This is a genomic window from Acidaminococcus sp. AM05-11 (genome assembly GCF_003472805.1).
Classification (GTDB): Bacteria; Bacillota; Negativicutes; order Acidaminococcales; family Acidaminococcaceae; genus Acidaminococcus; species Acidaminococcus hominis.
The window spans coordinates 19,091-43,494 of record NZ_QRMX01000008.1 but is presented as its reverse complement, the minus strand read 5'-3'; the positions used below and the strand labels follow the sequence as shown (position 1 = coordinate 43,494).

Here is a 24,404-nt window from a genome sequence, read left to right as displayed (position 1 = left end):
TCTGCGCCGAAATGTCAACCGATTTGAGCAAATTTCGTCACTTTTTGCCTTATTTAATGTTTTTTCGTAAATCTGCCATGCACCGGCTGAACAAATTTGTTAATTCCGGTACAAATTGCTGGGAATATACGGTAGCCCCGATTCCTGCCCGTTTGGCAAAGACCTGGCGTACCTGGGGCAGGCTCAGCCCTTCATAGGCGTGGAGGGCCTCACACATTTCCTCATAATTGGCCCCGTAGCTGTAGTCCGGGGTAGCTTCCATCTGTTTGCCCAGGGTCAGGTAAAAATCGTTCCATTCTTCCAGGCTGTAGGTCTGGCCCACCATTTTGGCGCAGCTTTGCACCAGATGGGCCTTCACGTACATATATTCCCGCAGGGCTGTTACCCTGGCTTCCGGGAACAGCTTGAACCATTCATAAATATGGTAGCCGGCCCAGTCGCCGATGGTATCCACCGCATCCGCCATTTTCTTCCATTTATTGTCGCTCATTGCGCATCGCTCCTTATTTGGTGCTGCCAAAGCCGCCGCTGCGCTCCTGTTTGGGGGTGGCGCCGTCCTGGTCAGCCAACAGATATTGATAGAAAATCCCCTGGGCCACCCGTTCGCCCTTTTGCAGAGTCACGTCCTCGTCGCTGTCATTGTACAGTGCCAGCAGCATATGACCCTCGTTGTCCGGGTTGTTGTAGTAGTCCGCATCTACAATCCCTTCATTATTTACCAGGCGCAAATGGCGTTTTACAGCCATGCTGGAGCGAATGTGGATACCCAGGTATTCGTTGTCCTGCATATACGCCTTGATTCCCGTAGGCACCAGCTTCTGGGTATGGGCCGGAATGGTGACTTCTTCCGGCAGATAGATGTCGTAGCCGGCGCTGCGGCTGGTTTGTCTGCTGGGCAGGGGGAAATCCATATTTTGATAGGAAGTAATTTTTTCAAAGCCTCTGATTTTCATAGTTAGTTGGTTCCTTTCTGGGTTTTCTTCACGGGTACAACCTTTGCTTTTGCAGCCTTAGGCTTGGTTGCCTTGCCCACCCGGAGTGCAGGAGAACTGGAAGCCTTCTTCACCTTCAGCCGCTTGCCCTTTTCCCCGGGCTTTACCCGCCCTACAGTCAAGGGGTGGCTTTTTTGGATTTTCCAGGCCTTCACTTCCTGGTTCAGCTGTGCCACAAAGGTCCTGGCCGGAATGGGAGAGAACTCCTCCTGGAGCTTTCTGGACTCCAAGGTCTTGCCCTTTTCCGATACCACTTTGATCTGGTCAATTTTATAGGTGTTTTGGACCGAATTCAGTGTTACAATAAGCTCACAACCGGCCGCTGTATCGTTTTCCTTCAGTTTTTTGGCAAAGTGGTCGTTAAGAATGCGCAAAAACGCCTTGTCCTTAAATACCGCCTTGGTGGAAGCCTGGGTCAGGTCCGCTTCCTTGCCCACCGGTTTAAGGGAAGCTGCGTCCACATAGTAAGCCCCGGACTTGTTTTCGCCCAGGAGGTTCCAATCTGCGTCTTTTGCCAAAGCCTGGCTGCTGAAAAGCGTACAGCCCAGCACCGCCAAGGCCAATATCTTCTTGTTCATTTAATATCCCCATTCCTGCGTGGATTGCGTATTATTGGTGTAGATAGCCGTACAGCCAAAAAGCCTGTACGTTCTTTCCACCCGTTCATCTTAACTGATGTTTCCCCCATAGTCAACACTTGCCCCAAGGAGGTTCCCTTTGCCCAGTCTAACCCTTAGCCCTGAAAAGTCCCCCCTACGCCTGAAGACCCTGCTGCTCCAGTGGGGTATGAGCCAGCAATATTGGAAGAAATGTAAGGAAGCCGGCGTCCTGAAGGTTAACGGCGCTCCCACGTCCTGGGACCTGCTGCTGAGCCCCGGCGACACCGTCACCTGGGAATTTCTTCCCGAGACCTCCGCCGTGGAGCCCGAGCCCGCGGCTCTAGACATCGTCTACGAAGATGACGTGCTGCTGGCGGTAAACAAGCCTGCCGGTCTGGTAACCCACAATTCCAGTCCTGACCCCCAGCCGGCCCTGAGCCGCCGGGTAGCCTGGTATTACCAGACTCACCAGATTCCCGCCGCCATCCACCCGGTCTCCCGCCTGGACCGGGAAACCTCCGGCCTGGTGCTTTTTGCCAAAAACGCCTGCATCCACCATATGCTCAGCCAGCAGAAGCTCCGCAAAGAATACTGGGGTCTTACCACAGGCCATTGGGACCCGCCCAAGGGCTGCCTGAATGGCCCCATTGCCCGGGCTCCCGGCTCCATTATCCGCCGCCAGGTGGACCCCAGCGGCGCCCCGGCCGTTACCCATTACCAGGTCCTTGAGACCTTTGGGGACTATGACCTGGTCCAGTTTACCCTGGAAACCGGCCGCACCCACCAGATACGGGTCCACTGCGCCCACGCCGGCCATCCCCTGGCAGGCGACCACCTGTACGGTCCCCCGGGGCCCCAGAGCCGCCACCTGCTCCACGCAAAAACCCTGGAGCTTATACACCCCCTGACCAGGGCGCCCCTGCGGATTACCGCGCCCCTGCCTGCCGACTTTTTGGCCTACATTCAGCAGGGAAAATTTTCCCCAGGTATGGTATAATGAGTACCGTAGAAAAAATCTAGGAGGGTCAAATATGCCATTAGTAACTTCTAAAGAAATGTTCAAAAAAGCCTATGAAGGCCATTATGCTGTAGGCGCTTTTAACGTCAATAACATGGAAATTATCCAAGGTATTGTAGACGCAGCCAAAGAGGAAGAATCTCCCCTGATCCTGCAAGTTTCCGCCGGCGCCCGCAAATATGCCAAACACGCCTACCTGCTGAGCCTGGTACAGGCTGCTGTAGAAGACACCAACCTGCCCATCGTGCTCCACCTGGACCACGGCGCTGATTTCGATATCTGCAAAGCCTGCGTAGACGGCGGCTTCACCTCCGTAATGATCGACGGCTCCAAATATCCCTTCGAAGAAAACATCGAACTGACCAAACGGGTAGTAGATTATGCCCACAACAAAGGCGTTGTAGTAGAAGCTGAGCTGGGCAAACTGGCCGGCGTAGAAGATGCCGTCAAGGTCAACACCAAAGACGCCACCTACACCGATCCGGACCAGGCTGTAGAATTCGTAGAACGCACCGGCGTTGACTCCCTGGCCATCGCCATCGGCACCAGCCACGGCGCCTACAAATTTAAAGGCAAACCCGAACTGGACTTTGCCCGTCTGGAAAAAATCACCAACCTGCTGCCCGGCTTCCCCCTGGTACTCCATGGTGCTTCCACCGTACTGCCTGAATTCGTGGCAAAATGCAACGAATTTGGCGGCAAAATCGAAGGCGCACAGGGCTGCCCGGAAGATATGCTGAAAAAAGCCGGCACCTTCGGCGTCTGCAAAATCAACATCGATACTGACCTGCGTCTGGCCATGACCGCTTCCATCCGCCAATACCTGGCAGAACATCCGGAAGACTTCGATCCCCGTTCCTACCTGGGCAAGGGCCGCGAAGCCATCAAACAAATGGTTGCCCACAAGATGAAGGACGTACTGAACTCCTCCCATAGACTGTAAGAGCAGCCCGACAGGCGCAGCTGCCTGCCACCCTTAATAATCCCAACACAATGCACAAAAATGACTTGTGAACTCCCCCCCATAGGAGCCGCAAGTCATTTTTTGTTTTCCCCTTTTCTATTTCCCGCTTATTGGTGTCTTCGAATCTCTGCCCGTACCTTTTCCAGCAGTTCTTCCGGTACAAAGCCGCCCCGCTGCGCCACCATTTGCAGCGTTACAAACCGCCCCACCGCCGCAAAGGTAATGGGATTTTGCATCTTCTTGAACATGGGGTTCAGCGTGACGAAATAGTCCTTCAGATACGGGTACTTATCCATCAGCCCCGCCATGGTAATGGACAGGTCCACTGTTTCCGCCGGATCCTGCTGGGCAGCCCCCGCTGCCTCTTTTGCTTCCGGCTTCTCCTGCTCCCCAGGAGTTTTCTCTGCTTTATGGGAAGACGGCACCGCCTCCACCAGGTCCCCTTCGAAATCCTTTTTCAGTGGGGCAATGTTCTGCATGGTTTCCAGGATGCCCCGGAACTTGCCGCTTTCGTCTCGCACGGCAATGTAGTTCACGTGAACCAGCATTCCCTTCTTCCGCAGGGAGAACTCGATTTTATCCTTTTGCCCGGTGCGCAGCAGCTCCACCACCTTGTTCACCACCGGCAGCACCGAACGGGGATGGCAGTTCTGCATGACCCGGCCGATTACCCCGGCGCTCCGGTCAAAGATTCTCTCCTTGGAATCCGAGTAGAACTTTACAATGTCGTTTTCATCGGTGAAGGTCAGGTCAATGGGCAAATGCCGGTAGATTAAATTGATCTGCTCCAGGGTCAACTGCCCATTGGCCACGTCCAGGAATTCCTGGGCCGATTTCCCCACCTGGTACTTTTGCAGCAGTGCGTCCAGTTCCCCCATAAAGCCCTGAGGCACCGCTGCACCCTGCACCTGGGGCTGGGCCTTTTCCGGCAGAAAGCCCATCGGTTCCGGGATGTTGGCAAAGCCCACTTCTTCCTCCCCAATGCGCATTTTCCGGAAGTCCCCCTCCGTCAGCACCCGGAGCGCCGTAGGAAACAGAATGGTTTCCTCTTTCCCCATAATATCCCGGAGGTCGGCCACCACTTCTGGCTGAAAGGCCAGAAATTCTGTCTCATTCCCCTGCTGCAGCAGGCGGCTGCCCTTCAGGATTTTGTCCCTGACCGCATCGTCAAAGGCCCACATCACGGCGGTGGGACGGTCAAATCCCGCCTTTTCCAGGAAAGGAAACAGTTGGTTGTGCTTCCGGGTAATGTGTTTGATATACGCCAGCAGCTTGTCGTATACCTCCAGCCAGGGGTTCTTGATGAACTTGTCTTTCTGCAGCAGGGCTTCCGCCTGGGCCAGTACCGGCTCCAGCGCCCGGTTTTCGTCCAGATAGCTTTTTACCGGGTGCCCCTCCGGCAGGCTGTCCAGCTTCCGCACCTGCAAGACCGGTTCAAATAGCCGGAGCAGGTCGTCCATCCGGTCCTGCATATCCTGGTCCGTGACCCCTTCTTCCTTCAGCTGCTGCTCCCCATAGGCGAACTCTTCCGGCGTCACCACCGGAAACCGCTGCACCAGAAGCTCACGGGCCTCCTCAAAAGACAGCTTGCCGCTGAAATAGTCCCTTTTCAGCTGAACCAGGGCCTTGCATTTTTCTATATCTACTTGGAAAGTTTTGGGATTTGCCATAGAAATTTCCTTTCTTAACTGCATACATCGATTTACCGCTGTACCTTACAGCCTTCTGTATAATTTTAGTATACATATAAGGGCGAAAGAAGTATGTTGTTTTTACAACATTGCAGCAGAATTTGAAAAGAAAATCTACCCGTGCCATAGAGGCTGCCGAAGAAAGTCTTCTAAACTTCCCATAAGAAAACTCCCCGCCATTTTCCTTTTGGAGGGGAGTTGTTGCCAAGCTATTATTTTTTCTCAGGCTTCCACCGTCTTCAGTGGCAACACCTTTCTTCTTATGCTGTAGTAGCACACCGCCAGCGCTCCGCTGGTGAGGATCCAGCTGATGGGGTACACCACCAACAGGCAGAAATACGTATGGTAACGGGGGAATACCAAAAACAGCCACAACAGCCGCACGCCGCAGACGAAAATGGCACACATAGCCGCCGGCACGGAAGAATACCCCAGCCCCCGCAGGGACCCGGAATACACTTCAATCATAATGTTGAACACTTCAAAGGGCAGCACGTAGATTAACCGCACCTGCGCCAGTTCGATGATGGTCTGGCTGGTGGTGTACAGTGCCGCAAACGGCACCCGGAATACCAGCAGCAGCCCCACAAAGCCCATGGAAATCACTTCCGCCAGAATCATGGCCACCCGGGTGGACTTCCGGCACCGGGCGTAGTTCCCTGCCCCGAAATTCTGCCCGTTGAAGGTAACCGCCGCCTGGTTGAAGCTGTTCATCAGGTAGAAGGCAAAAATCTCCGCATTGACCCCAATGGTGGAGGCCGCAATAATGTCTGCCCCCAACTGGTTGAACCCAGTCTGGATTACCACATTGGCCGCATTGAACATGGCCCCCTGAATGGCCGCCGGAATCCCAATCCGCAGAATCTCCCGGAGCATGGGCATATCCAGCCGCACCCAGGACAGCCGCACCTGAACCATATTCTTTTCCGACCGGAGAAAGTGCAGGAGCAGCAGCGCCCCTACCCCGTTGGCCAGCACCGTAGCAATGGCCACCCCGGCCACCGACAGCCCGCAGCCGATAACGAAGAACAAGTTCAGCACCACATTCAGTGCCCCGGAAAACAGCAGGCAGTACAGGGGCCTTTTGGTGTCCCCGTTGGCCCGCATAATGGCCGATTCAAAGTTGTACAGCATGATGAAAATGGACCCCAGGGTATAGATTCTCAGGTAGCTTACCGCCAGATCCATGATTTCCGCCGGCGTCCCCATGGCCACCAGCAGCGGCTCCGCCGTAAAGTACCCAAATAGGGTCATCAATAGCCCGCTAAGCAGCGCCAGAGCCAAGGACGTATGCACTGCCTGGGTTACCTTGGCCTGATTCCGGGCTCCAATGTTCTGGGCCGTCAGCACATTGGCCCCAATGGCCAGTCCCGTAAAAATCGTAATATACAAATTCACCACCGAACTGGTGCTGCCCACCGCTGCCAAAGCATTGCTGCTGGCAAACCGTCCCACCACAATCACGTCCGTGGAGTTGAACAGCTGCTCCAGCATGGTGGTAGCCGCCAGGGGCAGGGCAAATAACAGAATCTGCTTCCACAGATTCCCTTTCCGAATTCCGTCACTCATCTCGTTCACACTTTCCTAGACAATTTTCTGTACTCTACTATTATAGTAGAAATCAAAGCATTTACAACTGCCCCTTCTGCATAGCACCGATAGCTTTTGCGTATAGTCCAGGATAGCCAGATTCTATCAGCTTTTTGCCTTCACACTCTTGCCTTAGAGCCGGGTTCCAGGTTTATAATAAAAATAATCTATCTTGTTTGTACCAAAGGAGGTACCCCAATGCATACCAAATTGCGTCAAGTCATCACCGCCAGCATCTTAGGCTTCAGCCTTTTTGCCGGCTCCCTTTCCGTTTACGCTGCTCCAGCCTGGAGCCTGAACCAACCCGGCGTCAAAATTGAAGAAAACACCGCCAAACAGGCCTACGTGGCCAAGCGCATGGATGCCTATTTCCATCCCGCCCAAAAGCCCGCAGACTTTGCTGCCCCCGACGGCTGGACCTACACCAAATACCAGGCCCAAAACGTTACCCTGGAAAAATTAACCAATCCCAAAGGCGACGCCAACCGTACCGTCCTGCAGCTCCATGGCGGCGGCTACGTGGTTCCCCTGCACAACGGCTACAAGAACCTGGCCGTACGCCAGGCCGTACTGGCAGACGCCAAAGACACCTATATGGTGAACTATCGCCTGGCACCCCAGAATCCGTACCCCGCAGCCCTGGAAGATGCCTTGACCGCCTACAAATCCGTACTGGCCCAAGGCACCAAGCCCCAGCAGATTGTCCTTTTTGGTGATTCCGCCGGCGGCAACCTGGCTCTGGCCCTGGCTGTAAAATTAAAGGAAGAAAAACTGCCCCAGCCCGGCCTGCTGGTGCTGGATTCCCCCTGGGCCACCTTCGAAACCCAATCCGCTTCCCGCCAGGGTAATGTAAAGAAAGACCTGGTCCTGGGCGAAACCAACCAGAAAATGTTCTACGAAATCAATCACCCCACCTATGCCCCCAAAGGAATGAAGCTTAGCGATCCGCGCCTGTCCCTGGTAAAAGCCGACCTGACCGGCCTGCCTCCTATGCTGATTCAAGCCGGCGCCTACGAACTGTTCCGGGATGACGCCCTGACCCTGGCCCAAAAAGCCGCTGAAGACAATGTGAAAGTCACCCTGACCATCTATCCCAATATGTCCCACGACTTCAATATGTGTATCCCTGAGCTCCAGGAAAGCCTGGATTCCTACGCCGAAATCCAAAGCTTCATCAATCTGAACCTGGCCAAATAAGCAAAAAACCTTAGTAAGGCTGTCTTGAACGTATTCGCACCAGCCCTAAAAGAACACCCCAAGACTGGACCCCAAACTCCAGCTTTGGGGTGTTTTCCTTTTGCTGAGGCAAGCCGGCGGCTATGAACTCTTTCTGGACGACTGTAAAGCCCTGGCCCAAAAAGCCGCTGAAGACAGCGTGAAAGTCACCTTCACCGTGTACCCCAGTATGCCCAACGACTTTGTCAGGAACCTGACGGAGCTCCAGGACAGCATCGATTCCTACGCCGAAATCAGGGACTTGATCAATCTGCAGCTGGAGAGGTGAACCATTCCCAGCCCTAAAATATTCTATAAATTTTATAAATTACTTGGACTCTAACAATTATTAGGCGTATAATAGATACAGAAAATGTGTCCTACAAGTGAATTTTCATAAAAATGTAAAGGAGCTGATTGTATGAATCTCAAATTGCGCAGACTGGCTGCAGCCGGCTTGTTAGGTTTCAGCTTATTTGCCGGTGGTTTTTCCGTCAGTGCCGCCCCCGCCTGGTCCCTGAACCAGCAAGGCGTCCAAATCCAGGATGACAAAGCCAAGCAGGCCTACATCTACAAAGAGATGGATGCCTATTTCAAAGTGGCCGTTACCGGTGCGGAGACTTCCCAATTTTCCGTGCCCGATGGCTGGACCTACACCCCGTTCAAGGTCAAAAAGCTGAATATGGTGAAACTGGAGAACCCCAAAGGCGACCCCAACCGCACCGTACTCCAGGTCCATGGCGGCGGTTACATCGTCCCCCTGAACAACGACTATAAGAACCTGGCCGTACGGCAATCCGTGGTGGCCAATGCCAAGGACACCTACCTGGTGGATTATCGCATTGCTCCCAAAAATCCGTACCCGGCAGCCTTGAACGACATGGTCACCGCCTATAAGACCATTCTGAAACGCGGCACCAATCCCAAAGAGCTGATTCTTTTCGGCGATTCTGCCGGCGGCAACCTGGCTTTGGCCCTGGCCCTGGAACTGAAAAAACAAAACCTGCCCCAACCCGGCCTGCTAGTACTCCCCTCTCCCTGGACCACCATGGAAACCCAGTCCCCGTCCCGTCAGGACAACGTGAAAAAAGACCTGAGCCTGGGAGAAATCAATAAAGGAATGCTGCATGAAATCAACAATCCCAGCTACGCCCCCAAAGGCATGGCCCTGAATGATGTCCGCCTGTCCCCTCTCTACGGCGACCTGACCGGACTGCCTCCCATGCTGATCCAAGCCGGCGGCTATGAACTCTTCCTGGATGACTGCACCAAACTCACCGACAAAGCCGTCAAAGACGGCGTCAAAGTCACCCTGACCGTTTACCCCGGCATGTCCCACGACTTCGCCATGCTCCTGCCCCAGCTCCAGGACAGCCTTGACGCCTACAGAGAAATGCAGGCCTACATTAATTTGAATATGGCAAATTAAAACTTGCAAAACCTTAACACCCCTGAAATGGCTTACGGCCGTTCCAGGGGTGTTTGTTATCATCCACAAAAGACAACACTATTCTTTATAGGCACTTGAATCATTAGATAGTCTAGACGGACCCATACGCCTTTCTAGCGTCAGGCACCTTCCCGCAGTTTCGTGCCCCCTCTGCGCCTTTAATAGCTTTGGAATAGGCGCATCTCCCACGTTTGGTCGAGGAAATCAATTAGGCACCACTATATTTCTAAACTTACTTTTTACTGAGCACAATGTGGGGGGTATATAAGCAGGATTAAGTATATTATTATTGCGTATTTTCTCTAGAAGTTGACCTCGCACGCAAGCGGGCGCAGGTGGCATCCGAAGGATGACGGAGAGTGCTCCTTCTGCGGCCTATGGCCGCTAAAGCTGCAATTAAACTTCTATCGGCACCTACCGGTGCCACTTCCTACACGTTTGCAGGAAGCGTTCTTAGTAAGTACTGGTCATCTTTATATCAGCACTATATTTTAGATTATACTTGACCCGTGGCGGTCTGAAAGCCTACCACAAGCGTGTGGTAGGCAGTTTTAAATAATTATTAACCCTAAAGCCATTAGTCTGAAAGCCTACCACAAGCGTGTGGTAGGTGTCAGCCCGCAGGGATGACGAAGGAAGTTTAAATGCATATTTTATACTCGATGTAAAGTATAATAATATTGCTATTCTACATTTTTTAAACTCTCTTCGTCACCTTCCGGTGACACCTCTCGAGTGGTTCGCCGTGCTCCAATCAGCAGCGTCCTCACGGACTTGCTTCTTGGACGGCTATCACATGGCTCGCGTGTACCAAACAGCTTATAGAATACTTGCGACGCTGTTTGGACGCGACCGCAACATTTGGTTGAGGAAATCAATTAGGCACCACTACATTTCTAAACTTACTTTTTACTGAGCACAATGTGGGGGTATATAAGCAGGATAAAGTATATTATTATTGCGTATTTTCTCTAGAAGTTGACCTCGCACGCAGGGAGTCGTATCCACCATTCAAGGCTTTAGCCGCAGAAGGGTGGAATATACGACCCCTGTGATAGCGGCCTGTGAATCGAGTCCGAAGGACGATGATGAACAGCAAGCCGCGAACCACTCCGGGCGCAGGTGGCATCCGCCCTTCCCGTCGCACGGAGTGCGACACCCTCCCCATAAATGTTGAGGGCTATTAGACGGAGAGTGCTCCTCTATCGGCGCTTTGCGCCGTTTCCCCCAATTGGGGGAAAATTTGTCCCCTTTTGGGGCTAGTGCGGACCGTTAGGTAGCTCAACGACGGGAAATTTGCCCGTGGGCAAATTTTTGCTGTAGAAAACTCTGTACCAGATTTTTGGTCGTGCGGTCAGCAGGGGCTAGTGCGTACTGGATCCATCCGCCTCCCTAACGTCAGGCACCTTCCCGCAAACTAAACCAAAAAGAGCAATCACAGATGGGGCTGTGACTGCTCTTTTTGGTTTTTCATATATGGGAAGTGCACTTTCCCCGAAGGGAAGGGGAAAGCCTATTAGAACTTGTACCGCAGGGCCAGGCTCCATACGTTGCTGCGTACGTCGCTGCCTTTCTGGTACTGGTAGCCCAGGCCATAGGTCATGGGGCCGTGTTCTGCTTCGATGCCCAGGCGGCCGTAGAAGCTGCCGGAGTCGGATACGTCGTAGCCGAAGGTGCTGGAGGAACCGTTCAGGTTCAGGCGTTCGTCGCTGTTGCGGTCACCCAGGGTCCACAGGTAGCCTGCTTCGGCAATGGGTTTCACGTTCCAGCCGTCCATCGCAAAGTCTTGGGTATAACGCAGGCCTACGGGGATCAGCCACAGGTTGGCGTTGTCGCTGTCGTGGTGGATGCCCAGGCTGTCGGTGTAGTTGCCGTAGTCCAGGTGGGCGTACCGTACACCTGCATACGGGGTCAGGGTGCCGTCGCCGGCTGCGAAGTCGTGTTCAGCCCGTACGCCGGCGGTGTAGGCGTTGGAGGAAACGTCGCCGGTAATCTCGCTGCCGCTGTTGTACTGGCTGAGATCGTTCTTGCCATGCAGCCAGGAGATGTCGCCCAGGTAGGAGGTTTGGCCTCTGCGTACTCTGCCGTACAGGCTCAGGCCGTAGTAGTCGGCATCATTCTTGGTGGAAGCGGTATCGGTATTGCCGGAGAAGGAGCCGTCCATGTAGGTCAGGGCTGCACCGGCAACCACGCCATTCTTATGGTACAGGTCGGAACCTACTACCACGCCGTTGTACTGGGCATCGTAGTCTGCACCGGACAGGCCGTCCACAGCCAGGCCGCGGATGTTTTCCTTGTCATGGATGTAGTGAGCCCACAGGTCTTTATCCAGGGTGGTGTCTTTGACATCAGCCAAGTGGTTGGCAACGGCGCCGGTAAACAGGTTACCAGCAGTGTACAGACCATGCTGAACGCCAGCCAGTTCGGTGAGGGAGGTGGCGCTGTTCAGGGCGTTTACCTGAGAAGCGGTGGTGCTGTGGACGTCGCTATTGGCCGCATTGCCAAACAGGGTACCAGCGGCGCCGCCAGCAGCTACAACTGCGGAAACTACGTTAGCTGCGTTCAGGGCATTGCCATAAACGTCAGTGGCGTCCTTAGCTTCGGCGGTAACGGAGTACTGGGTATCGCCGTTGCCTTCAGCACCCACGAATTTCAGCAACTGGTTATGGGTGAATACGTTGCTGGTGGTGTCGGCATTGGCATCGGCGTACCAGGCGTTGCCGGATTTGACGCTGGAACCAGACAGGATGTTATAGGTGGTGCCTGCGGTGGCGCCGGAAATGTAGAGTTTGGCAGAATCAGAAACGCTGGTGGTAGAAACACCGGTGATGGCTGCGGTATTGCTGCCGGATACGGTGCTGCCGCTCACCATCAGGAGGGAATTGTCTCCCATGGAGAAGGTGCCGGCGGTACCAGCCTTGGTATTGTCAGCCGTGCTGCTTACCACGATGCTGTTATTGGTCAGGTCTTGGCTGGAAGCCAGATACAGGGCGGACAGGATGCCGGAAGAGCCCCAGGACAGACCCGTTTCCTTGAACATGTTTTCAGCAGCGGTGGTATCCTTGGAACCCAGGGTCAGGGTGGAGTTTTCACCTACTACTACGTTGGTGCCATCCAGGGATTCGATGGCTACTTCCGTACCGTCAATTTGTGTACCTCCGTTCCACACAGGATCCAGGTACAGGGTGCCGCCGTTCAGGCTGACTTTGTCGGCCGTCAGAGTAGCTGCGGTGGTGCCGGTGCCCAGGTTCAGGGTGGTGTTGGCAGTGCCGGTAATGGTACCTGCCACAGCTACGTCGCCAGTGATGGTGGAGGTGCCAGAAGTAGTCAGGTCTTTGGCAAGGGTCAGGGAACCCGTGTTTGCAGCGATGGTGGAGTCGGTCAGGCTTACATTGCCTTCCACCGTAGTTTGGCCGTTGGTGGTTACGGTGCTGTTGGTAGCAGCTACAGAAGCGTTTACGTTCAGCGTCTGGTCAGCAGTAACGGCTGCGTTGCCGATGGTCAGAGAGCTGCCGTCCGTCAGAGCTACTTCAGCACTGCCGTTAGAAGAAGTGGTGGTGATAACGTCCGTGGTACTGCGGCCGCCCAGGGTCAGGCTTTGGCCGCCGGTAACGGTAACACTGTCAGCAGAACCCAGGTCCAGGGAAGCAACGCTGAAGCCGCGAGAAACGGATGCAGCGCCGTCTTCTGTAGTGGTGCTGCCGATAACCAAATCTTTGTTATCAGTATTTACAGTAACGCTGTCCAACGCAGCCGTGTTGCCGATGGTGCTGATAGCATCGGTGGAAAGGGTATTGCTGACACCAGTAGTATCTACCAGGTTGCCGGTCATGACGAGAGCCGTAGTAGAGTCGGCCAGGCCGTCCATGACGCCTTGGATATTGGTCAAATACGTATAGCTGTAGTCATCACTCAGGGACAGGGTACCAGCCTTGAACTTGACAGAAGCATCCGCAGTGCTTGTCAGCGCATTTTCCCCTGCTGTTTTTTCTGTGGTATCCGTATCAGTAAAGATCTGGTTAGCCGTGGTGGCCAGGGTTGCGGTGCCAGCCAGGGTAACTTTGCCGCCGCCCGTGATGGAATCAGCAAGCTTGGTCGCGGTTAAGGTACCGCCGTTCAGGGCAACACTGCTGTTTGCATCCACATTGACTTTGCTAAGGGCCAGGCTATCGCCGCCCAGGGTAACGGTGGAACCGTTCGTGGACGAGACAGTGCCGCCAATGGTAGCGTTGGCAGCCGTAACGGTGGAGGCGTCTGCAGACAGGTCGCCGGTGAGGTTCAGGGCGCCTTCAGCGTTAATAGAACCGCCGTCTTTCAGGGTTACATCCTGTGCGTTGACGGTGGTACCGGCAGCGGTAACAAGATTGCCTGTAGAGTTTACGATAGTATGATTATATGTTTTATCAAAATAAGCAAGGTACGTCGAAGTATGTAATACACTGCTGTCATCTGGGTCGATTGTGCTTTCAAGATTTTCCAGCTTCAACTTGTCATACATATTGTCTAGCGTAACATTTTTTAAGTTCAGCGTGCCCGCTTGAAGGTCATATTTGTTGGCCCAATTCAGATCTTGATTTAGATTAACCGTACCAGCTTGTTGGGTGAACGTACCATAATATCTGTTGAGGCTGCTATTAATAGTCAGGGTACCGTTCCCCTTCTTGGTGATAGCTGGCTCGGGGACATCTGTTCTGCCGTCAACCACGATGGCACTGGAAATAGAGTCTTCTGTTGCAGTAGCAGGCGTTTCGTTGCCGACAGTTATCGATGCACCATCATAGGTATTAAAAGTTGCATTTCCGTAGGCAAAGAGCGATAAAAAGCCGCCGCCAGAAGGAGCGATGGCCTCTCCAGCATATTCATCAAACTTGTTATAGTCAGCTGTATTCGTTAAGATAATATCATTGCCAGTATAAGAAACAGTTTTATTTGTTAAGGCGTAGAAAGAAACAGAACCTGGAACAAGGTAGTTATATGTTTTGCCATTATATTCTATAGAATTGCCATTGTAATGGGTAGCAACCGCACCACCATGAGCAAAATCAACACTGATAGCTTTATTATTTGTAATCGGTTTATTTACAAATAGTACATTAGAACCCTTTAAAAATACTCCGCCGCCTTCAGCACGATATTGAGCACCTTTAACAGTATTTCCGGAAACCTCCCCATTAATGATAACAATCGTCTGTACTCCCTTCAGTGCTGTGGTACTAAAAGCACATTGTGGAAAAATACCGCCACCTGTGGCGGCATCTGAATCACCGGTATAATTCTCTGTACTTAAAGTATTGTTCATAATATTGCCATATCTGTATTGTGCTGCTGTTGGCGTCAGATTGTGGAAGTAGTTAGCCGTTTCAGTCGTACCCACCACATTCACAAGGTCTGCCGCCTGGGTAATTCCGTTCACACCAAAGGTCAAACCTGCAGCAACAATTCCCAACAAAATTTTTGCTGACAACTCAGATTGTTTTTTCGTTTTCATCATCTTCCCACTCCTTAATACTGAATTTGAGGATTGCGATGCCAGCCTGGATGTTACCCCATCCAATCCTACCCTGTATTTGATACAATACAACGATAATCCGGATTTTGCACACCCCCGTGTGCAAAATATAGGATATCATGGAAAAATTCAGCGACATTGATATAACCTATTTACATCATTGATTCTTATATCGTATCTGGATCAAAAAATGAAACAGACAAATTTATATAAAAGTTATACATTACATCAGATGCTTGACTGGATTGTCAACACTTAGTCGGACAATCCAAATACTGGCGGGGTGTTCTGAACGGTCTTAAGAACCGTGGCGTGCAGGATCTTCTTATCCTCTGCTCGGACGGACTCACAGGGCTTAAGGAAGCGATTGCTGCAGCCTTCCCAAAAACAGAACACCAGCGCTGTATTGTGCATATGGTACGTAATACCCTTAAATATGTAGCCAATAAGGACATGAAGAATTTTGCCAGAGATCTTCGGACGATCTATACCGCTCCTGACGAAAAAACTGCTGTCAAACGGTTAGAGGAAGTAGATAAGAAATGGACGTCCCAGTATCCAGCAGCCATGAAACGGTGGCATGATCACTGGGATGTCATAACACCAATCTTTAAGTTTTCGTTAGACGTTCGTACAGCTTTCTATACAACGAATACCATTGAGAGTTTAAATTCTTCCTACCGCCGTTTAAACCGTCAGCGAAGTGTTTTCCCAAGTTCACAAGCTCTGCTCAAGGCTTTGTACCTGTCCACTTTCGAGGCTGCCAAGAAATGGACTATGCCACTTCGGAATTGGGGAAAGGTAAGAGGTGAACTGGTCATTATGTACGCTGACAGATTACTGGCATGATAGCCCTAACGAAATGACGATTTATTAATTCTTTATTAACTATCATAGAAGACCTTATTTACAGACTTTTATTCATAGCCCCAAAAATGTTTGACTAAGCATTGACAATCTACAATATATTAGTGTTAATTTATAGTATTTAATCTTTCTAATTTAAAATTTGCTTCAGAAAGTGCATTAATCCAAAGTGTAACCATTTGATAAATTTGCATTTTAAGCCCTTCACCTGAAGATATATCTTGAGATACAAAGCTTACTTTTTTCATCTTATCATAAATTTTGCGCCGTTTATATTCATACCGAAAAAGTATATTTAATTCTTTTTCCGAAAAAGGATTGTTATCAATTTTATTATCAACATATAATATATCATATTGTATTAATAAAATTGCTTCTGGAATATTTTTAACATGATCTCTATAAAAATTTCGTGGTCCTTCTTCCATTTTTTCCCATTTCAAGGAAGTGTTATCTCCTGTAACAACAATAGCTTCATCCAACGCATTAAATTTATTTCTTAGTAATTCCGCTATTATATCGACTTTTTCACTAAAAATGGCATCATGCATCATATATCTTAAAAATAATTTTTCATCAAGATGAAGTTTTAACTGCTCTTTAGGTGGTAAAAAAGATTGTTCCCATTTTTTAGCCTTAGTTAACATACTCATGTCCATAATTGCCTCTACAGATCTGGATTCATGTTTATATTTTGGTATTTTTAGCATCGCTCTAAGGACACCATTATCAATCTGTGCAATTCCTTTTTCGTTAACCAAGTGAGGAAACTTTTGTTCAAGTAATGATCTTATTAACATTGCTCGTCTAATCATAAAAAACTGATCAAAACTATTCACTTGATTGGGTCCAAGTATATTAATATACCCTCTTAATCTACTAATAAAATCAGGTCCCTTACTATCTCTAAACTTATTCAAAAATAGTTGTTTTTCTTTTTCAATTTTAATTTCTTCTCCACAAAATTCAGAAAAGGAGCTACTAGTCCCTCCAACAAAAACGAATATAGCTTTCCCAATAGGGTGAAACCCTTCTTCATCTTTATAGACACCATCTTGCATTGGTGATAAAAAATATTTTAACCATCCCCAGTTTTCATGAAAATAGGAATCAAATTCATCAAAAATAACAAACGGTATTTTTCCTTCTAGATTAGAATCACTTATTTGATGAAATGCTTTTTGTAACTCTAAGGATGTCGAAAACTGAGAAATATTATAATCCACTTTTTTTATACTTTCAGAAAATTTACTAATAGCCATTTGATTTAAACCATAAGATTTGCCAGATCCAGGAGTGCCAAATATTGCAATAGATAGGGGTCTATTGGCATTTTTTGATGAAATATATTCTGAAATTAAATTCTGTATTGTATGATAGCTTTCAATTTCAATTCTATCTATTGTTTTTAATTTTCCAAATTTAGCAGTAGGTATATGCATTAAAACATTTTCTTCTCCATTTTTAACTAAATCAAATGCCATTTGTGCAATACTAGCAGAGCTTTTCTCTTGTAAAATAGACCAACTATCTTGATATTCTTTATTTAAAACATTGGGTATTTTTACATCTTGTACATATTCAAAAACAGGATCTGTAATCAAATTTTGTTCAAATATGCGCGCATTTGGAAAAGAATCACTAATCACCTTTGCACCAAATCCATAATAAAAATATTTTCTCATGGCACTCATGCCTTCACGAATTCCTTGGAAAATTGAAATTACAAGTTCTTCTACTCTATAGTCTAAAAATGCCGCCGAAAAGCCGGCCACAAAAGCCGAAACTATTCCATACATTTCTCCGCAATTATTATTTCTAAAATCTCCCTCAAACTCATATGGCAAAAAACATAAAAACGATTGATGCATATCATCATTTTCACAATAAATAACCCCCTCTAATCCAAAAAGAACAATAAGATATTTACACTTTAATAAAAACGATAAGTTAGGGTTGTTTTTCAGCTGCCACGTAAAATCAAGTGCCGTTTTTTCCCAAGATATACTTTTACTAATATTAACGCCCTTTGAACGAAGATTATCAGCATTAATAATAACAATAGTTGTATCATTATGATATCTAACTAAGTGTTGCAGCAGCGGATTACCTTCTATCGGATTATCCATTTTATAAAAAACAAGCGGGGTTGTTTTCGTACTTTGAACCGCTACAGGCCAACACTCATTATTTTGATTGAATCCATTATTTTCATCATCAATGACAACAATGGAGGCATCAATCGCATCTTTTTCTAATGGTACCATTGCCATGAACTCATCTGATACCTCTGAAACCCCCATAAATCTACTAACTCTGTAAACTTTGGATTCCCCTTCATTAACAGAACGAGGATATGTTTTGATTTCAATAAATGAATACAAAAAACAATCACTCCCTAAATGAATACCTTCAGGAATAGTGGGAGAAATAACCTCTTGCTTCGTTGCCAAGACAATCATCTTTGCTAAAAGGAATGTGGCTCCGGGTATATACACACGGCGTAAATGAATGTTATTCTCCCAATTCATTTTTTTTCTTCTTGAGGAAATATATTCCAAAGTAATACATTTATGCAGGTATCTCCCATAACAACAATTTTATTTTTTTTGTTTTTCATATGGTTTTTCTCCCTAACGTACAAATATAGTGTTTTTTAACAAATAATTGTCATCTTATCTATAATTTTTATCATCATTTTTTTTTAATCTATCCATTAATTTTGACCATACAATTTGAGTTTGTTTAAAATCCTTATAATGCTTTTTTACATGTAAATGAAAATAGTCAAATTCATCTAAAATGATTCTAAATTTCTCTTCATTAAAGTAATTACATATACATGGCACAACTTTTTCAAGCTTTTTTTCAACTATATTAATTTCATTTTTATAATTTTTATTTTGTGTTACATAAAGTAAAAGTGGTTTATACCGAATCCATCCAATAGATGCATTCAAAAATCTTTGAGTAATATCTTCTGAATTAGCTTGCATAATTTTTAAATTACTGGGCAACGAACCAAAAAGCAACTGTTCACAGGACAAAAAACTATCATGAAACATATAACAAGGGATTTTTTTGACAACTCGATTGCAAATGCACGTACTTAAAAATGTATCTTCTCCTCTTGCTCCTGGAGGATTATAAAATGGAAATATTCTATCAATTTGTTTTAAATTAAAACCTAAGTTAGAACCAGAAATAAATTTCATTCCATTATTTTCCTTAACCTTTACTGTTCTATTATTTATATCTATATTGACGTTTGCATACGTAATTCCACCACTATCCATTTTTGTTTTTACAGATTGCCAATTAATTATATCGTTGCTTACTGCTTCAACAAAAACACGAAATTTTTTTCCGAAAGTTCAGAATTAAATTTTATTTGTGGAATTGGCGAAATATATCCGCAATGATACCCGTGTGTTATGTCTGCATACATAAGATTTTTAATATGTGTCAATAACACATTTTCGCCCTTCCATAAAATAGTATTATTAATTTTTATATTGGCTACCGGATATTCATCATCATCAAAAAAAACAAGATAATCAATTTTCCTTTTTATCGCAAAATATAAAACTGCGTTTCTTTTCATTGCATACCCACGACCAAATATTAATTTAGCTTCATCTAGAGTAATAATATCTTTTTCTACCAACATTTTTATTTCATTTGAAACTGTATCTTCATCTAAATAATAAATATAATCTAACATTTTTAATATTTGGAGATCAGTAATAGTATAATCATCTATAGCCGTGTTAGTATAACTTAAATCATATGCAATAAATAAATGAATTGCAATATTGGGATTATGTATTAATCCAGATTCTTTCCAGTTATTTACATACATTTTTATTAAATTTTTAAAATGCTTACGTCCTGTCACAAAACCAACCCCAATATTTATTTTTTTTTCTCTACTCTCCAATTAAATACACCTCTAATTATTTATTAAAAAAAAACACTTTAATAAAAGTGGTTTATACCAAATATGTCCATTTTTATTTTTTACAACTACGAGACTACCAATTTACAACATGTAGACTACGATTTCTAGAAATAAAACCCGATATTAGTAGGTAGCAGTCTATAATGGGCCCAAGGATTTAGACCAGTACTGAAAAATTCAAGAGTGCATGATATAGTATAGGTAACAAAATAGGAGGCTGCCGTCATGCTAAGAAAAAAGTACACTGCTAAGTTTAAAACAAAGATTGTCTTGTCGATTCTTCAAGGCGACAAAGAATTTAATGTTATCTGTTCCGAGAATAGCCTGCATCCGAACATGGTCCGGAAATGGAAGCAAGACTTTTTGCAGAATGCCCATCTCGCCTTTAGCACAGATTCTGAGCGTAAGGCCGTTCAGAGAAAGGATAATGACCTGAAGAAAAAGAACGACCAGATGCTGAAGACCATCAGTCAGTTGACGTTGGAACGCAACTTTCTTCAGGATTGCTTTTGCCAAGCGGGAGAGACCGTCCCACGAATCCTAGAATATGATTCAAAGGGATAAGGGGCTCTCTATCCGTCGGCAGTGTGAGCTGCTGGGGCTGAATCACTCCAGCCTATATTACATACTAACCAAGCCGGATGCGACAGTTGTCAAACTTGAGAAGACCTTAATGGCGCGTATTGATTATTGGCATACCAGATGTCCGCATCTTGGTTCTCGCAAGATTGTCATCAAACTGCAGGAAGATGGCTTTCCTATATGCCGCAAGACGGTACGCCAACTGATGCAGAACACGTTGAAACATAAGTAGATTAATCTATGGGGATTCAAGGATGCGAAGGCAATGAATGAGGAACATCTATTAACTTGTTCATTGCCATTATACCCGACGCAGGACCCATTCCTGCAATCATGGACAATCTTCTTATGTTGCCAGAATATCAGCCTAAGGAAACTATCATTTAGTGTTACAATTTTCCTTTCCTACGCCATAGAAATATTAGCCAATTTCAGGTTATTACCATTAGCTATTTACAAAAAGAGCCACTTTAATAAAAGTGGCTCTTACCAAATATATTCCATTTTTATTTTTGTTAACTTTTTTTATATTTTCATTATATCACAAAATTTGTATAATATCAAATATATAATAAAGAATGTATGTGTCAAGAAGTTCTCGGTAAATTTTGTCAATTATATTGCATTTATTTTTCCATAGTTACATGAAACAGGCACTCTGCGACGTATGCAAAGCACCTATGAGTTTACATCTGTATACCCTACATCATCAAAATTTACATAATAAATCTTAAAAGTTATGCAAAAAAGCTAATTTCATCATTTTTTACACGCGTATTTCTGTCCCATCCTTAAATGTCACTCTGATATCCTCTTTGCCATAGACCGTAATATAATCGACCAGACTGCACCACAATCTCTCATCAAATTTTCCTATCAAGTTCTGGTCATTAAGATTATCAATGAAAATTTCCAATTGCTCATTTCTCGACCGACTATCTTTTATTTTTTCAGTAACTGCTTCGTATTGTTCCTTTGTTTTGTCATATCGCCTAACAAGGCTATTGTAGCGTTTCTGGTATTCCATCTGGTCTTGGGAAACCCGTGCATTTTTAGCAATACAAATTTCCGTCATATTGGTAAGCGCAATCAGGTCCTGATTCAGCCGTTCATGTTCGCTTTCAAGATTCGCCGTATCACACAATTGTTCCCGTATCATTTGTATATTGGAAATGATTTCGTCCTTATCCCCGACCAGTTTATTCACGGCTTTTATAAAAATGGCTTTGATATCGTCCTCGGTAAGGTGCGGCGTATTGCAGTGATACTTGAATTTATCATTGCAGCGGTAGATAGTCCTGCGGTATTTATCGTTGGAATGCCAGACTTTAGCTCCATACCAGCTGCCGCAGTCGCCACATTTTATCTTCGATGAAAAGATACTGACCCCGCTGTGCCGCTTGCCACCACGCCCACGTCTTTTTATTTCTTCCTGCGCCAAATCAAATACCTGCGGACTGACGATGGCTTCATGATCATTTTCCACATAGTACTGTGGAACCTCGCCCTGATTTGCTTTTGTTTTCTTGGTCAGGAAATCCACCGTATAGCGTTTTTGGAGAAGCGCATCGCCTTTATATTTCTCATTCGTAAGAATACTTCTGACAGTGCTTGGACTCCATACATCGCACCCCGCCGGAGTTTTAATACCCCGTTCCGTCAAATCACTAGCAATAAAGTGAAAGGTATATCCGCTAAGATACAGCCTGTAAATCAGTTTCACGGTCCTTGCCTGTTCCCTGTTCACAACCAGATTGCCGTCCTGCCCTTTGTCATACCCAAGGAACTGCTTGAATGGTACGCTGACCTTACCGTCGGCAAAACGCTTTCGTTGTCCCCATGTCGTGTTCTCGGAAATGCTCCGGCTTTCTTCCTGGGCAAGCGAGGACATGATGGTGATGAGCAGTTCGCCCTTGGCATCAAGCGTCCAGATATTTTCCTTCTCGAAATAAACCTCAATCCCCTTATCCTTAAGTTTTCGCACCGTTGTCAAACTATCCACCGTATTTCTGGCAAACCGGCTGACAGATTTTGTAATGATAAGGTCTATCTTATTATCCAGTGCATCCTTTACCATCGTATTGAATCCGTCACGGTGACGGGTATTGGTTGCCGAGATTCCTTCATCCGTGTATATGCCAACAAACTCCCAGTCATTCCTGCCCTTAATATACGAGGTGTAATAATCAACCTGTGCTTCATAGCTTGTCACCTGATCCTCATGGTCTGTCGATACACGGGCATAACCGGCCACTCTCCGTTTCCGGTGGCTATTGATGGGTTCTGCGGTGTAGCGACTGATGACTGCCGGAATGGTATGTACTCTTCGCGCTTCCACTATAGTTTCCACCTCCCTTCATGTATTCAGCAATTTCCCGTTTTAACCGGTGGCCAACTGCAGCTTTTTCTTCTGCCATCAGTAAAACAAAATGTCAGCTCATCAGTTTTTCCAGTTTCAATATGGTCTATCTGTTTTCGGAATGCGGCATCATCAAATGCTGGTAGGCCGAGCACCGTTGCTGCCAGCTGCTTCAATGGTTCCTCCCGTATACCCGGAACCTTGCAGGATTTCCCTGAAAGCTTGCATCGCCAGTAAGCAACTTTCCCGTTTTTCCGCTTATCCAGACAGCGTTTGAAGCAGATGTTACATTGAACGCATAGAATCCGATCTGTAAAAGCAGAATATTGCTCCGATTTACCACTCATTCGGTACCACTTCGTCCAAACCCTTTGCTTGTCCTTGAGTTTTTCCGTCCAGTGATCCTTGTTTGCAGTTGATTCCCAGTGCCGGATAATTTTTCGGCCATCTTTCATGTTAAATACCATGACACGATATTCCGGCACAGTAATGGTATCAACTTTTTCAAGGAATATGTTTTCATCAAAAGCCTGCAGTCCAAGGACAGCCGTACATTCCCGTTCCAGCACAATTTGCGGGATAGTTCCTTTTGCGCCACAGTTTTTTCCCTTATATTTATGGGATGTGCATCCCCAGTACCCGATATGCCACCCTTTATATTTCCGTTTGCTACTGACATAACTTTTTCCACAAACGCCGCATTTGATTTTTCCTGTAAAACACGTCGTATGCAATGACTTATTGGCAAATGCCCCTAATTTGCACCGACGTGCCATTTCCTTCTGTACATAATCGAACGTTTTCTTATCAATAATAGCTTCATGAGTATTTTCGACAAAATACTTTGTTCTCTCGCCACGGTTTTTCCGTTTTTTTTTAGTAATAGGATCTTCTATATATGTTTTCTGAAGCAGGAGATTACCGGTATAGGTAATATTGGTAAGTACCTGCTTGATGCTGGGATCACCCCAGTTATTACCATGCCTAGTTTTGATGCCCTTCGCCGCAAGCTCCCGTCTTGTCTCAACCCGTGATTTTCCGTCAAGAAAATTTTGATATATTCGCTTTACAACAGCTGCTTCTTCAGAAACAATTACGAGTTTATCCCCTTCCCATCGATAGCCATATATAAAGAACTTTGCAGGCGGCATGCCCTGTTGGAACCGTTTCTGCACACGCCATTTTATATTCTCGCTGATGGACCGGCTTTCTTCCTGGGCAAAGGATGCAAGGATTGTCAGCATCAACTCACCTTCGCCGCTCAGAGTATGGATATTTTCCTTTTCGAACCACACTTCAACGTCAATCTCTTTCAAGTGGCGTACCGTGCGCAGAAGATCCAAGGTATTGCGGGCGAAACGCTGGATGGACTTGGTCAAGATAACATCTATCTGCCCAGCTTCGGCATCTTCTAACATCCGCTGGAATTCCTGCCGTTTCTTTATCCTTGTCCCGGAAATACCGTAGTCAGCATATACCCCGGCATATTCCCACTCCGGGTTCTTCTGTATGAGGCTGCTGTAATAGCTGACCTGTGCCGATAGGGAATGATGCATCCGTTCCGAGTCCACGGATACGCGGGCATAGGCTGCGACTTTTTTGCGCTG

The 24,404-nt window shown here is 46.9% G+C and carries 18 protein-coding genes and 2 pseudogenes; 8 read left to right on the top strand and 12 right to left on the bottom strand.

Annotated features, from left to right (window positions below):
- Window positions 1–49: 49 nt before the first annotated feature.
- From DW089_RS06080 to DW089_RS06070, 3 genes are read right to left on the bottom strand one after another with little or no spacing between them, the layout of a single operon-like run.
- On the bottom strand, window positions 50–490 hold the full coding sequence (locus DW089_RS06080; RefSeq protein ID WP_231086282.1) for a hypothetical protein: 441 nt from the start codon (window positions 488–490) through the stop codon (window positions 50–52).
- A 13-nt stretch (window positions 491–503) separates the two neighbouring features.
- Window positions 504–953, bottom strand: a complete 450-nt coding sequence (locus DW089_RS06075; protein ID WP_105325510.1) for a deoxyuridine 5'-triphosphate nucleotidohydrolase — start codon at window positions 951–953, stop codon at window positions 504–506.
- 2 nt (window positions 954–955) lie between these two features.
- Entirely contained in the window at window positions 956–1,570 is a 615-nt protein-coding gene (locus DW089_RS06070) for a hypothetical protein (RefSeq protein ID WP_105325511.1), read from the bottom strand.
- A 139-nt stretch (window positions 1,571–1,709) separates the two neighbouring features.
- On the opposite strand from DW089_RS06070, the gene DW089_RS06065 reads away from it, so the two are divergent.
- Both DW089_RS06065 and fba read left to right on the top strand, forming a co-directional pair.
- Window positions 1,710–2,588: an RluA family pseudouridine synthase gene (locus DW089_RS06065; RefSeq protein ID WP_231086280.1), complete on the top strand. Its 879-nt coding sequence runs from the start codon at window positions 1,710–1,712 to the stop codon at window positions 2,586–2,588.
- 34 nt (window positions 2,589–2,622) lie between these two features.
- Complete coding sequence (fba, locus tag DW089_RS06060) at window positions 2,623–3,552, top strand: class II fructose-1,6-bisphosphate aldolase (RefSeq protein ID WP_105325512.1); 930 nt, start codon at window positions 2,623–2,625, stop codon at window positions 3,550–3,552.
- A gap of 128 nt (window positions 3,553–3,680) precedes the next feature.
- Here fba and DW089_RS06055 read toward each other — a convergent pair whose 3' ends face one another.
- Window positions 3,681–5,243: a PAS domain-containing protein gene (locus DW089_RS06055; protein ID WP_105325513.1), complete on the bottom strand. Its 1,563-nt coding sequence runs from the start codon at window positions 5,241–5,243 to the stop codon at window positions 3,681–3,683.
- A 243-nt stretch (window positions 5,244–5,486) separates the two neighbouring features.
- Window positions 5,487–6,833, bottom strand: coding sequence for an MATE family efflux transporter (locus DW089_RS06050; RefSeq protein WP_105325514.1), 1,347 nt, complete (start codon window positions 6,831–6,833; stop codon window positions 5,487–5,489).
- Between the two features lie 219 nt (window positions 6,834–7,052).
- On the opposite strand from DW089_RS06050, the gene DW089_RS06045 reads away from it, so the two are divergent.
- From DW089_RS06045 to DW089_RS06035, 3 genes are all read left to right on the top strand, one after another.
- The gene (locus tag DW089_RS06045; protein WP_105325515.1) at window positions 7,053–8,051 is read left to right on the top strand and encodes an alpha/beta hydrolase; all 999 of its coding nucleotides are present in this window, start codon (window positions 7,053–7,055) and stop codon (window positions 8,049–8,051) included.
- A gap of 100 nt (window positions 8,052–8,151) precedes the next feature.
- Window positions 8,152–8,358, top strand: a complete 207-nt coding sequence (locus DW089_RS06040) for a hypothetical protein (RefSeq protein ID WP_105325516.1) — start codon at window positions 8,152–8,154, stop codon at window positions 8,356–8,358.
- A 132-nt stretch (window positions 8,359–8,490) separates the two neighbouring features.
- Window positions 8,491–9,498, top strand: a complete 1,008-nt coding sequence (locus tag DW089_RS06035; protein ID WP_105325517.1) for an alpha/beta hydrolase fold domain-containing protein — start codon at window positions 8,491–8,493, stop codon at window positions 9,496–9,498.
- A gap of 1,537 nt (window positions 9,499–11,035) precedes the next feature.
- Here the strand turns inward: DW089_RS06035 and DW089_RS06030 are convergent.
- Window positions 11,036–14,017, bottom strand: coding sequence for an autotransporter domain-containing protein (locus DW089_RS06030; RefSeq protein WP_158572328.1), 2,982 nt, complete (start codon window positions 14,015–14,017; stop codon window positions 11,036–11,038).
- 1,278 nt (window positions 14,018–15,295) lie between these two features.
- Here DW089_RS06030 and DW089_RS06020 point away from each other — a divergent pair.
- A pseudogene (locus DW089_RS06020) lies at window positions 15,296–15,877 on the top strand (transposase); the annotation flags it as partial.
- Window positions 15,878–16,002: 125 nt separating this feature from the next.
- Here DW089_RS06020 and DW089_RS06015 read toward each other — a convergent pair.
- The 3 genes from DW089_RS06015 to DW089_RS11470 form a co-directional block, all read right to left on the bottom strand.
- Window positions 16,003–18,426: a hypothetical protein gene (locus tag DW089_RS06015; RefSeq protein WP_199614629.1), complete on the bottom strand. Its 2,424-nt coding sequence runs from the start codon at window positions 18,424–18,426 to the stop codon at window positions 16,003–16,005.
- Between the two features lie 144 nt (window positions 18,427–18,570).
- On the bottom strand, window positions 18,571–19,191 hold the full coding sequence (locus DW089_RS11475; RefSeq protein ID WP_199614627.1) for a hypothetical protein: 621 nt from the start codon (window positions 19,189–19,191) through the stop codon (window positions 18,571–18,573).
- Between the two features lie 38 nt (window positions 19,192–19,229).
- Entirely contained in the window at window positions 19,230–19,835 is a 606-nt protein-coding gene (locus tag DW089_RS11470) for a hypothetical protein (protein ID WP_199614625.1), read from the bottom strand.
- Between the two features lie 246 nt (window positions 19,836–20,081).
- Between DW089_RS11470 and DW089_RS06005 the strand changes: the two genes are divergently transcribed.
- Window positions 20,082–20,420 carry a transposase gene (locus tag DW089_RS06005; RefSeq protein WP_074503393.1) on the top strand — a complete coding sequence of 113 codons (339 nt, stop codon included), beginning with the start codon at window positions 20,082–20,084 and terminating at the stop codon, window positions 20,418–20,420.
- Window positions 20,404–20,670, top strand: coding sequence for a hypothetical protein (locus DW089_RS11465; protein WP_118286945.1), 267 nt, complete (start codon window positions 20,404–20,406; stop codon window positions 20,668–20,670). Before DW089_RS06005 ends, DW089_RS11465 begins: the two co-directional genes overlap by 17 nt.
- 534 nt (window positions 20,671–21,204) lie before the next feature.
- On the opposite strand, the gene DW089_RS05990 is transcribed toward DW089_RS11465, so the two are convergent.
- The 3 genes and pseudogenes from DW089_RS05990 to DW089_RS11730 form a co-directional block, all read right to left on the bottom strand.
- Window positions 21,205–22,776, bottom strand: coding sequence for a recombinase family protein (locus DW089_RS05990; RefSeq protein ID WP_118286943.1), 1,572 nt, complete (start codon window positions 22,774–22,776; stop codon window positions 21,205–21,207).
- Between the two features lie 26 nt (window positions 22,777–22,802).
- Window positions 22,803–23,573 (bottom strand): zinc ribbon domain-containing protein, encoded by a 771-nt coding sequence (locus DW089_RS11735; protein WP_255419944.1) that lies wholly within the window; start codon window positions 23,571–23,573, stop codon window positions 22,803–22,805.
- A pseudogene (locus DW089_RS11730) lies at window positions 23,574–24,380 on the bottom strand (recombinase family protein); the annotation flags it as partial.
- Window positions 24,381–24,404 lie beyond the last annotated feature (24 nt).